Genomic DNA, 12588 nt, shown 5'->3' on the forward strand with positions numbered 1-12588 from the left:
ATAGTAGTATAAAGACTAACGACCTACGTTTTTGCCCGATACGAGCATACGTTCAAGAGGTTCAAATAATATGCCGCCCTTATTGCTATTGGTCATCAATACAAAACCAACATCTTTTTCTTCAAAATACGTGGCAATGCATGTGAAATCACCATTGTTGCCGCTATGCCCAAAGATTTTGCCCAATGGTGTTTCTTGAAGCCCCATTCCAAGACCAAACCAGCTTTTCCAACCAATTTTATCTTCCCATTCGCTATGGGTTCGAGTATCAAATTCCAGAAAGGCGTCGTACGTTTTCGGTTGTAACCCTTCTCTGTTTCTTATTCCAATAAAATACTTGGCCAACTCGGCAGCATTGATGTGCAAACTAGAGGACACCTCAGCGGTTTCGAGAAAATCCCGTCGAGTAGGGTGACCATCCAGATGACCATTGACTTTGTATTCTTTAAGGTAGTCGTTTTCTTCGAAGTACGCATTTTTCATGTTGAAAACATCCAAGACTTCCTCTTTTAATACCGTAGAAATGTCTTTGCCCGTCTTAATGACAATTACATCTTTGAGGTACTCAAATCCAGCTCCACTGTAACCAAAACTTGTACCTGGAGTAAAATTGATCGACAACTTATTGTTTGCGTTTCCTCCCGGCCAATTTGGAAAACCTGTGCTATGATTGAGAACGTAGCGTGCCGTAATCAATTTCATTTTAGGGTCGTCTGCCACGTCAGGATGTGTCAAAGTTTCGTACAACGGTTCATCAAGATCAATAATACCCTTTTCAACAAGGCGCATTACAGCAAAAGCAAATACAGGCTTGGAAATGGAAGCCGCCTCAAAGAGGGACTTATTGTCCAATGCAGTACCAGAATAAGCGTTCGCCTTTCCTAAGGTCAAGGTATCCTTTAGTTTACCATTTTTGATAATCGCTAAACTGATGCCCGGTACCTGAAAGTAATCCATATATTTTGTTAGTTCCGCTTTAATAATCGATTTGTCATACTCTTTTTCATCCAATAATAGCGATAAGGGATATTCTGGTGAATCAAAAGGTTTCAAGTGCAATTCCGGCCCCTCAAGCACAGTTTCTTCATTTTGTTTTACTACTACTTCGGAATGGGAAAGTGTCTTATCCCATTTTATCCAACTTATATCTGTTGCCGTCTTTTGTTCACCCTTACTTATAAAAGTGGAAAATGGAGTTATGCTATACCTCCCCATAGGTAGTTGTGCACTATAGTTGCCTATGCTGTCTACTGCTAGATCAAACCACAGATTAGCATTATCCATCGATTTGACCCTAAGATATTTAGGCATTTCCAGAACAGTGCCTTTTGGCGGTTGAATCTTACCCTGTAATTTTCCCATTTTCTTCAAATATCCAGTATCTGCGAACACTACAACACCCATTCTCTGGGAAGTATAACTTTTGGCACCTGCCTTTGTCCATACAATCAACTCATTGGTGTTATCCTTGTTAAAATCAACAGTCATGTGACCTAGACCTATGGAGCTTCCGACCTCTATGGGCTTTCCAAGTTCCACCTCATATTCAATTGTGACCTTTCCGTTTTCATACTTTGTTTTGGATGTAATATTTTCGGAAGTAAATTGCGCTATACTCTTATCCCAAGAATTGTTTGTTCCTTCTGTTTTCGCAATTCTTTCGTTAGCATAGTGAGACAATACGGCCGGCCCCCCAAGATCTCGATGGTTATCTATGTAAAGTATATGCACGTCTTGTGACGCATTGGATAGGGAGTCACTGATTAGTCTGTACTTGTCAAAATACCGTACTGCCACAAACAACTTGCTATTATCCGAATCGTACGCTACCTTGAACGCTGTATTTCGTAAGGTATCTTTGGATTCAGGATGCTTTAAAGGCCTGGATATCGTATTCCACTTTATCGTTTGGGGCCAATCGTCCAGATTTCCATCAATTTTGGGCATCTCTATCGGTAGTGCATAGACTAACCCTTCTTGTATTTCCACCTCTGTAAGCTCTTTCTTCTTACAGCTTGCGAACAGTATCAATAAAGAAAATACTAGCATAATTCGGGTCATAGATCGTATCATTTTTAGATGTTTGGAAATTTGATTTTAAAGAATTCTTATTATCAGTTTTGTTACAGTAGTGCTAGAAAATTTTAGGATTTATACCGTCAAGGATTTGAAACCACGAATGCTTTTTCAAAGTTCCATAGGGCAAAATCCTTTATCTATCTTCATCCACTACATTTTTTTAGTTATTCATCGGAAAGAGAATGGAATTTTTAAACTTTGATTCGTCAAAAACTCTTTTTTTAACAATTTTTCATCTTAACAAATGGGCCACCATCCAAACTTGCGAGTTTTTGGGAAGGTGACAATAAGTATGGTCTGGCCAGTTCCATTGTTAGATATATAGATTTAAAATATGGAAGGGAAAAGCTGATAGGACTTTTGGGGTTCAATGATTTGGATGAATTGCTAAATAATGAGAACGAGTTAATATCGGGATGGAGGAACTCCATTCAAGAATAGTGGGCAAGTTGCTGCTCTTGATTTAGCTACTTGTTTCCTTTCATTCTCTTTATGCTTTCTTTTAGATGGTCCAAAATGGAATTGGGATAATTCTTTCTACTTAGATTTAATTCATTTTCTACATCTGCTGTAAGTTCAATGCCTTTTTCCTTATCGATTATTATACCATTGTGTATTACCATATAAATCGTTCTAGTATTAGCTATATTTTCCAGTGGGTTTTTATCCAAAACCAATAGAGAGGCTTTCTTGTTTTCTTCGATGCTTCCATATTCTGATTGAAGGCCAAGGGTTTTTGATGCATTGATGGTAGCGGATTTGAGGGCAGTCAAATTTGTCACATCCAATCTATTTACTAGTAATTCAAGTTCCTTATGAAGACTTGAACCGGTTAAAACTCCCGGCACTCCTAAATCTGTTCCAGCTAACAAAGTTTCTGGATTGACAATCCTCTTGGAGAATTCATTGAAAATTGCATTTATACTGTCCCACTTCATTGGAGCTTCCAACATTTTAATGGCATCAAAAACTTCCCAGTTTTCTTTAAGTTCTGGACTAAGTTGTTGTTTTTCAATAGCTGTTAGATCTTTAAATGCTGTAGAGTTGAGCCTTGAATTTTCAGTTGCTATTAGTGTTGGGGTGAAGTAAGGGGATTTACTTTTAAAGGATTCGATGATACTTTCCTTTATAGAATCTTCAGCTCCTAACAATTGGAAAAAGGTTGTATGTTCCACACTATAAAGATGGATATTCAATGCATCCATCATTCTAAGGTTAGCTTCGATATGGCCAGCAACATTAAGGTTCTTTTTTTTGGCGAATTGTACAATCGCTGATAAGGTAGGCATATCTTTTGCAGATCTTACCTTAATAAAATCAACACCTTCTGTATTTAGAGAGTCTATGATTTCAAAGGCCCTTTCAGGTGAAGGAACGGGAATTCTTGTTTTTGCAAAATCCGGTCCCATTAACTGTTTTACAAGTTGATAAAATGGTTTTGACTCAAGTATCGGGCCTGGAGAGAAAATTGTGGGCCAGTAACTATGTTTTTGTTCCTTCCATTTTTTGATATCCTTCCAATTTCCACCCATATCTCTTACGCCAATAATGCCATTGGTTATAAAAAGCGGCAGAGATTCTTTACCAACGTTGGTCAGGTGAACATGCATGTCCCATAGACCAGGAATGACATATTTGCCTTTTAGTTTTATTCTTTTGTCGGATTTCCTAAATGGTCTTGGACCAATCTGTTGAATGATGTCATTGTTTAATTGGATATTCTGATTTTTTATTATCGTACCAGAAATTACGTCTACTATATTGACCCCCTCTAAGGAGACAGTTTGGGATTGCATGGTCGTTGAAACAATCAAAACCAAAGAAACTAAGTATCTCATTGTCTTTTTTAGCAAAACTGGGAACAATTCATTCAAAAAAAGTACGGAATCATCATCCCAGATTCATTTAAACGGATGGATTCTATTCCTCTTTTTGCTTTCTGAACTGATTTGGTGTTTTCCCTGTGAATTTTTTGAACGATGTGTAGAACGAATCCTTGCTATTGAAACCAGATTCAAAAGCAACTCCCAGAATTTTAAGATGATTATGATCGTTAGATAATAAAAGAGACTTAGCATGTTCCACTCTGTAAGAGTTTATGTAATCTGAAAAGTTCTTTTTTGAGACTTGATTAATGGTCTGGGAAAGTTGTCTTTCGTTAACTGCGAGCTCTGTGGATATTTTTTTCAAAGATAATTGTGGGTCTAGAAACAGTTGTTGTTTAACCATTTGATAGTCCACTCTTTCAAAGATTTCCTTTGCTTTTTGGTAAGAAAGTTTATTAGAGCTGTATTTTTCGATTTTTGGTTTTGTAAAATTCATAGGAAAGAAGAACCCAATATACCCTAGAAAAAAAATAAGTGCAACCAAGAGAATCGCATAAAATGAATCAGATATAAGATTTCCAGATATAATAGTAGTCCAGAAAGCTATTTGTACAATAATAAATGATAAAATGAATATTGATAAAGAACTTTTTATACTCAACCTCTGTTTTCGAAGTAAATAAATAGAACTACTGGTATATAATAATAGATGTAATCCCTTAATTAAACTAGGAAAGGAAATCAAATTTTCCCCTGTATTTACTGAATTAAAACCAATAATTAGCTTTTTTGGATCTCCTTTTAAATAAAAGTAATAATAGCCTAGAACAAACAAAGTATAGATTAATGCTATTACGAAGTGCAACAGGTCACGATTGCTAAAAGAGGACTTTTTTTGGTTTGAAAATCCGCGAATGTGAAGATAAAGAATAGGGCCCAATATCAGTGGAGCAGTTGTAGCAATCAAGAAAACAATTGGAATCTGAAGATAAAGTGAATTTTGCACTAAATATTCACCAAATATCCATAAGGTCGCTATTAATATCAATAGAGGCAACCAAATATCAATTGATTTATCTTTCTGTTTTTTGATCAGTAAACCAAAGCCAAGTATGAGTCCTTGTAAAATCCCTATAATGAACAGTGAACCTATTTGATAAAACCTTAATTGTTAAACAATTTGACAAGAATTCACCTTGCCATGGGTTAAAATTACTTATTTCTAATTATTGATTTAATCAGTATAGAACCGGGTTTTATTTTTTGGCAGTTTTAAGGGAATGTATGACAAAATCAATTTCCGGATAATTGAGGTGTCCTTTTCTTGGTCTTTTTTAATAGTTTCGCTAATTCACCTTTTATGGGACAGTTCGACACACATATTCAGTTTCTTATCACATTTTGATTATAATTAATGTTAAACAGGTTTATTTTATTTCTAAGAATCTGATTTTCTTTAGATTTTAGGTATCAGCAAAATTTGGAGTCTTTTGGCCAAATATGATTGACGCGAAAGGCCTTAGTGTTTACAGTTTTTGTCCTACCTGCAGGACGAAGAATGTAAAGCAAGAGGGTAACACGCTAACGCAATGTTACGTTTTTTAGTTTTTCGATTTTCAATAAATTATGATGATTTAAAGTATGATCAAAATAAGTTTTTACTGTAAAAACCTTGGTAGGTCCCGTAAACACTAGAATTTTTTACTGTAAAAATATTATTTACCTCAATTTGTAGCCGTTTGGGAAACTTTTTGTGTCAAATTTAATTTGACATTGTTTAGTGCTGTTTGAAAGTCTCATTTTAGATTGAAAAAAGGATATTAAGAGGATGGTAGGTGCGCCCTATCCCAATTTTACTTTACGCGTATCTTTCCGAACACTATAAAATTGGAACAGGATCCATGCGCAAAGTTTAAGGGTAAGGATTTGGGACAAATTGCAAGTAATTCTAGAAATTTTTAGACTGAAATGTTAAAGTTTAACTCCAAATAAAATTTTTCTCAATCCGAGTGCAAATTGCGTGCAAATAAAAAAGGCTTTAGAGTTTAATTTCTCTAAAGCCTTACTATTATTGCTCCCCCTCTTGGGCTCGAACCAAGGACCCTCTGATTAACAGTCAGATGCTCTAACCAACTGAGCTAAGGAGGAATATTTGTCTTAAGCGGCTGCAAATATAGCAGTTTCTTTATTACGTTACAAACAAAAAAACTTTTTTACCCTTAAAATTTTTTCCAAAATTTCATAAAAAATCAGAGTGCATTATAGAAACATGCAAAACATCAAAACCTAAATAAAACGCTTCACAAGATTCCAGATATCATTACCGAAGATTACGGCCATAAGCCCCATTAAAATAACAAAACCTACTATCTGTCCCCGCTCCAATACTTTTTGACTTGGCGGTCTTCCACTGATCATTTCATATAATAAAAACATGACATGTCCGCCATCTAAAGCTGGGATGGGCAAAATGTTCACAAAGGCCAACCAAACGGAGAACATGGCCATGAAGCTCCAGAAAAAAGTCCAGTTCCAAGATGTTGGCATCATTTCAACAATTCCAATAGGTCCTTTTACTTGCTTATAGGCACCTGTTTTGGAATTGAATATTATTTTGAACTGTCTTACTTGGTCGGTCAAAACTTTGATAGTTCTAGTGAAACCAGCGGGAACTGCTTGAAAAAATCCAAAGGTATCTGTCGTTCTAAGATCATCATAATCTGGATAAACCCCTATTTTCGCCTCTTCTGGAACAGTAACGGTGATGGTTTTTTCTTTTCCATCATTTAGTACTTGAATATCCAGCTTTTTATTGGGTGAAGATTGTACGATATCCGTAAACTCATCCCAAAAATCAACTTTTTCACCATTGATACGTAAAATTTCATCCCCGGCTGTTATCCCTGCCTCTTTTGCAACAGATGAATCTAAGACCGCTAGGACTTTGGCCTTTGATCTATATCCAATAAAGTTTCGGCCTTGAGATTCAAGCACTTCTTTTTTGCCTTCGTCGGTCAGTGGAAACGTCAGGTTTTCACCGTTCCTGTCTACTGTTACTTCATCTCCTAAAATAATATCGAGAACGGCTTCATTAAATCGTTTGGACGGTTTACCATCCACAGCAACTATTTTATCCCCGGTCTTTAAACCCAGTTTCTCTCCTATTGAATCAACCTGAATACCGTACTTTAAACTTTTTGAAGGAATGTAGGTATCGCCATTATTGAAAAGTAAAAAGGTGTAGATAATCCATGCAAGAAGAAAATTAACCACTACTCCCCCGATCATTATGATAAGACGTTGCCATGCCGGTTTACTACGAAACTCCCATGGTTTTGGCTCCTCCTTCATTTGCTCGGTATCCATGCTCTCGTCCACCATACCGGCGATTTTAACGTAACCGCCCAAAGGCAACCATCCAATACCGTAAACAGTCTCCCCTATCTTTTTCTTGAACAGGGAAAATTTAACATCAAAAAAGAGGTAAAACTTTTCAACTTTGGTTTTAAAATATTTGGCGGGCAGAAAATGCCCCAACTCATGCAAAATCACCAAAACAGAGATGATCAACACGAACATCACTATCTGCGTAAAAATACCCATCGACAACTGTATCTAAATTTAAGCTCACAAAAGTAAGCTTTTAACACTTTCCTAAAAAAGATGACCATGTCAATTAACGGATTTAAGAAAGTTTTAGCACCAAAACTCATACTTTATCTTGAAGAATCTACCCTATGGTCGTAATTTTGTAGGCTATGCGCTCATTTTTCTCAAAATACAAATTTTTTGGGGTTGTCCTGTTGCTACTTTCTGCAGTCATCATCTATTTGTTTTACAATGCGTTGCAGCCAAAAAAAATGCTTCCCGTTTTCCAACCCTCTATGGTAAGTCAAGAATTGGTCGATAGCACTTTGCACTATAAAAAAAAGTACCACACCATAGCCGATTTTGAATTGATCAATCAAAATGGCGATATGATAACCCAAAAGAATTATCAAGGCAAGATATATGTGGCAGATTTCTTTTTTACCACCTGCCCCACCATCTGCCCCATTATGACCAAAAACATGGTGCAGATACAAAATTCGATTTTGGACGATGACAACGTATTGTTGCTGTCCCATTCGGTTACCCCAGCCATTGATTCCGTACCCCAGTTAAAAAAATACGCCAAAGAAAAGGGCGTTATTGACAAAAAATGGAATTTGGTCACTGGTGATAAAAAACAAATCTATGAGCTTGCTCGAAAATCATATCTGGCAGTAAAAACCGATGGCGATGGTGGCCCCTATGATATGATCCATACCGAAAACTTTATTCTAGTGGACAAGGAACGACGTATTCGAGGTTTTTACGATGGAACCAATCCAGAAGAAATAGAGAAGCTTCTTATAGATTTGGACATCTTAAAAGCCAGCTATTCTGAATAATTTAAGAGTGTCTTTTGAATATTTGGAAATCCATATGCGCTTTTTTACCTATTTTTGCGCTTAATTAAAATTAATCTAAATAAGATTTTGTGGCCACAGTTACCGATCTTAAACAAGGGCAAAAGGGAATTATACGTGATTTTTTAGGAACCGCTCTTCCTATAAAGTTATTGGAATTGGGATGCTTGCCAGGTAACATGGTGGAACTGATACAGACAGCGCCTTTAAACGACCCTATTTACATCAACGTGAATGGAAGCCACATAGCTATAAGACGTTCTTTGGCTAAACTTATTGAGCTTGATGTTATTGAAGATTCCACGACCGTATGAGCAAAAAAATCAATGTTGCACTCATTGGGAATCCTAACACCGGAAAAACTTCCGTTTTTAACCAACTTACCGGATTAAAACAGAAAGTAGGCAACTATCCGGGCATCACCGTTGAAAAAAAAGAAGGAATCTGCAAACTACCTATGGGTGTCAAAGCCCATATTCTTGACCTCCCTGGTACTTATAGTCTAAACACCACTTCATTGGACGAAAGCGTGGTTATAGAGCTTTTGCTAAATAAAAAAGATAAAGATTATCCAGATGTTGCCGTAGTAGTAAGTGACGTAGAAAACCTAAAAAGGAATCTATTGTTATTTACCCAAATAAAGGATTTACGGATTCCAACAATTTTGGTCATCAACATGTCCGATAGGATGTCCAGAAAAGGGATCACACTTGATGTTGAGGCCTTAGAAAAAAAACTGAATACAAAAATTGCCCTGGTAAGTACCCGAAAACGCAATGGCATTGCACGCATTAAGGAATTGATTGCCGACTATACGGCATTGTCCAATTCACCAAATGTGAATACCGCTAGAATTTCCCCAGAATATTTTGAGCGTTTACAGAAAGCTTTCCCAAAAGAGGATTTGTACAAACTTTGGTTGGTCATTACGCAAGATGTGAATTTTATGCGTATTGAGAAGAAGCGGATTCAAGATGCCACTTCATTTTCCACAAAATCCAAAGCAGAGCTCAAAAAACTACAGCATAAAGAAACCGTACTACGTTACAAATTTATTAATGACACTTTAAAAGAAACCTACAAAGTAGATTTTCAAGCCGCTAAAGGATTAAGGGCTTCCCTAGACAAAATCTTGACTCATAAGATTTTTGGCTATATTATTTTCTTTGTCATTCTGCTCACTATTTTTCAGGCTATTTTTGACTGGAGCACTTATCCCATGGACTTTATCGACGAGCAATTTGCAATGGCAGGGGAATGGATCAAAAACACCCTGCCTGCTGGTGTGTTTACAGATTTATTGGCTGAAGGTATTCTTGCGGGCATTGGGGGCATCGTTATCTTTATTCCACAAATAGCCTTTTTATTCTTGTTCATCGCACTACTTGAAGAGACAGGGTATATGAGTAGAGTGGTTTTTCTAATGGACAAACTCATGCGCCCTTTTGGGCTAAGTGGCAAAAGTGTCGTGCCGCTTATATCTGGAACCGCCTGCGCCATCCCTGCAGTTATGGCGACCAGAACTATTGAAAACTGGAAAGAACGATTGATTACCATTTTAGTAACACCGTTTACCACATGTTCTGCCAGACTACCGGTTTATCTTATCCTTATTGCCCTGGTAATCCCTGAAGGGAGATTTTTAGGATTAAGCTATCAGGCATTAACATTGATGCTCTTATATCTTTTGGGATTTGGAATGGCCATTTTTTCAGCCATGGTATTGAATAAGATCCTCAAAATAAGAAGTAGTTCTGTTTTTATGGTAGAAATGCCCACATACCGGCTTCCGCTAATAAAAAATGTTGCCTATACCGTTCTGGAAAAGACCAAAAGTTTTGTTTTTGGGGCGGGAAAGATTATTCTGGCAATTTCAATCGTGCTTTGGTTCTTGGGCTCCAATGGATATTCCAAAGATTTTAAAAATGCGGAAGAAATCGTAAGCAAAAGAATTGAGGAACAAGGATTGTCCCCCTATAGCAAAAATTACATTCAGAATAATATTACTGCATATAAGCAGAATACAAAATTGAGTGTCGTCGACCAGTCTAATGCCATTGGATTAAAATCACTACAAGATTCTGTGCAAATAATGACAAATATTCTTAAAGAAAGAGCAAGAGCACAGGAAATAGCAAGCTACCGATTAGAACATTCATACATAGGTAACTTAGGCAAGACTATAGAACCTTTGGTACGACCATTGGGCTATGATTGGAAAATAGGAATAGCAGTAATAACCTCTTTTGCAGCTAGAGAAGTATTTGTAGGTACTTTGGCAACCATTTATAGTGTTGGCAATGATGAAGAAGAAACCATTAAAAGTAGAATGGCGGCCGAGCTGCACCATTCGGGGAAAAAGCCCCTTTTCAACTTAGCTTCAGGAATTTCTTTAATGCTGTTCTACGCTTTTGCCATGCAGTGCATGAGTACCTTAGCTATTGTAAAAAAAGAGACCAACTCTTGGAAGTGGCCCTTGTTACAATTACTAAGTATGAGCATTATTGCGTATCTTGTAGCATTGACCGCTTATCAAATTCTTAACTAATGGAACTTCTGCAACACACTTTGATGTATCTGACCTTAACCGTCGCGATTGGATATTTGTTATGGAAATTTGTGCTCCCCAAGTCTTTGGTTTCAAGCAAAAAAAAGACTTCCAAATCTTGTGGTCAAGAAGATTGTGGATGTAGCTGAATATTTGATGGTTGATAAAAAGTCTACTCTTTTCGTACTTCGCACTTTTTCCTATTTCATACTTTGTACTTCCCGTCTCGTACTTTGAACGTTATCAATAGTCAAACTTCTCCTTAGAAAACAATTTTTCAAAAAAATTCCACTTCTTGTGTAACCTTTTCTAAATTCCTGATTCTATAGCATAACAACACCAATTAAAAAGAAGATTTGAAAGAGCTTTCAGATGAAATGTTAATGCAAAAAGTTGCTTTGGGCAATCTGGATTTGTTAAAGGTTCTTTTTGACCGACATCATAAACACGTATATAATTTTTTGTACAAAATGTCGGGAGACAGCATGTTGAGCGAGGATTTAACACAAGATGTCTTTTACAAATTAATCAAGTATAGAAGTTCATACAAGAATGGGTCTTTTCTGTCTTGGTTATTCACCATAGCAAGAAATAATTTAAAGACCCATTTTACAAGGAATAATCAAAAACACGATGATATCGATGTACTCGAATTCAAACCTGCAGAAAATGGGGAAACTGAAAAAGAAGACTATTCGCATTTACAAAACGCACTCAACAAGCTCGATTCAGCAGACAGAGAACTTATCATCTTAAACCGGTTTCAAGAAGTGAAGTACGAAGAACTGGCAGAAATTATTGGAAGTACTCCAGGAGCTGTAAAAACAAGGGTCTGTAGGGTATTGAAAAAACTTAAGAATATTTATTTAGAAAGTATATAGCTATGAAAGACGACCATATATCAGATTTGTTCCCAGAATATCTGGACAATACATTGAACGATAGCGACAAACAAAAGATAGAGCAACATCTGGCAAGTTGTATACAGTGCAAACTAGAGTTGGACGAAATGAAACTCTTGTTCAAAGCCTTTAAAAACGATAGTGTTTCTGTTCCTTCGGATAGGCTTTCGGTTAAGTTTGAAGCAGCTTTGAACCAAGAAAAAGCCGCTACCACAAAAATAGTTTCCATTGCTCCCAAAAAAGAAAAATCCAATTGGGCGTCCAACTTGCTCAAGGTTGCCGCAAGTATTGCACTATTGGTTACTTCTTTTCAAATAGGTAGGGTGATACAATCACAGAAAAACAATCAAGAGTTGGTTGTTCTACAAGACGAGACCCTTCAGTTTAAGCAAGCTGCAATGCTTTCTTTAATGGAAAACCAATCTGCAAGCAAACGCATTCAAGGCGTAAATTATATTGAGGAATTTCCAAATCCAGACGAAGCTATCGTGAAAGCATTAACGGACCGATTGCTTTATGACGAAAATGACAACGTACGGTTAAATGCCTTTGAAGCACTATCAGGTTTCACTACTTCGGAAACAGTAAAAATCGCTTTTATTAAGGCATTGGAACAAGAGAAAAATCCAAGCATACAGGTTGCTATAATACAAGCATTGGTGAAAATACAGGAAAAAAAAGCCATAGGTCCTATGCAAAAATTATTGGAAAAAGAGGATACACAACCTTTTATCAAAAAAGAAATTGAACAAGGATTACCAAAAATTATATAAACAAAAGTA

General features: G+C 36.6%; 9 protein-coding genes and 1 tRNA gene. 5 read left to right on the plus strand and 5 right to left on the minus strand.

Annotated elements, in window-relative coordinates; genetic code table 11:
• Positions 1-15 precede the first annotated feature (15 nt).
• The 5 genes from LV716_RS06330 to rseP form a co-directional block, all read right to left on the minus strand.
• The gene (locus LV716_RS06330; RefSeq protein ID WP_163416912.1) at positions 16-2073 is read right to left on the minus strand and encodes a serine hydrolase; all 2058 of its coding nucleotides are present in this window, start codon (positions 2071-2073) and stop codon (positions 16-18) included.
• Positions 2074-2546: 473 nt separating this feature from the next.
• Positions 2547-3917 carry an amidohydrolase family protein gene (locus tag LV716_RS06335; RefSeq protein WP_163416913.1) on the minus strand — a complete coding sequence of 457 codons (1371 nt, stop codon included), beginning with the start codon at positions 3915-3917 and terminating at the stop codon, positions 2547-2549.
• Positions 3918-3999: 82 nt separating this feature from the next.
• Positions 4000-4401, minus strand: a complete 402-nt coding sequence (locus tag LV716_RS06340) for an AraC family transcriptional regulator (RefSeq protein WP_163416914.1) — start codon at positions 4399-4401, stop codon at positions 4000-4002.
• Between the two features lie 1578 nt (positions 4402-5979).
• Positions 5980-6053 (minus strand) — tRNA-Asn (locus LV716_RS06345).
• 138 nt (positions 6054-6191) lie between these two features.
• Complete coding sequence (gene rseP, locus LV716_RS06350) at positions 6192-7508, minus strand: RIP metalloprotease RseP (protein WP_163416915.1); 1317 nt, start codon at positions 7506-7508, stop codon at positions 6192-6194.
• A gap of 155 nt (positions 7509-7663) precedes the next feature.
• Between rseP and LV716_RS06355 the strand changes: the two genes are divergently transcribed.
• The 5 genes from LV716_RS06355 (at position 7664) to LV716_RS06375 (ending at position 12579) form a co-directional block, all read left to right on the plus strand.
• Positions 7664-8338, plus strand: a complete 675-nt coding sequence (locus LV716_RS06355) for an SCO family protein (protein ID WP_163416916.1) — start codon at positions 7664-7666, stop codon at positions 8336-8338.
• Between the two features lie 89 nt (positions 8339-8427).
• On the plus strand, positions 8428-8670 hold the full coding sequence (locus LV716_RS06360; protein WP_163416917.1) for a FeoA family protein: 243 nt from the start codon (positions 8428-8430) through the stop codon (positions 8668-8670).
• Positions 8667-10904 (plus strand): ferrous iron transport protein B, encoded by a 2238-nt coding sequence (feoB, locus tag LV716_RS06365; RefSeq protein ID WP_163416918.1) that lies wholly within the window; start codon positions 8667-8669, stop codon positions 10902-10904. Before LV716_RS06360 ends, feoB begins: the two co-directional genes overlap by 4 nt.
• 356 nt (positions 10905-11260) lie before the next feature.
• The gene (locus LV716_RS06370; RefSeq protein ID WP_163416919.1) at positions 11261-11785 is read left to right on the plus strand and encodes an RNA polymerase sigma factor; all 525 of its coding nucleotides are present in this window, start codon (positions 11261-11263) and stop codon (positions 11783-11785) included.
• Between the two features lie 2 nt (positions 11786-11787).
• Positions 11788-12579, plus strand: a complete 792-nt coding sequence (locus LV716_RS06375) for a HEAT repeat domain-containing protein (RefSeq protein WP_163417882.1) — start codon at positions 11788-11790, stop codon at positions 12577-12579.
• Positions 12580-12588 lie beyond the last annotated feature (9 nt).

The organism is Flagellimonas sp. HMM57 (assembly GCF_021390175.1).
Lineage (GTDB): Bacteria > Bacteroidota > Bacteroidia > Flavobacteriales > Flavobacteriaceae > Flagellimonas.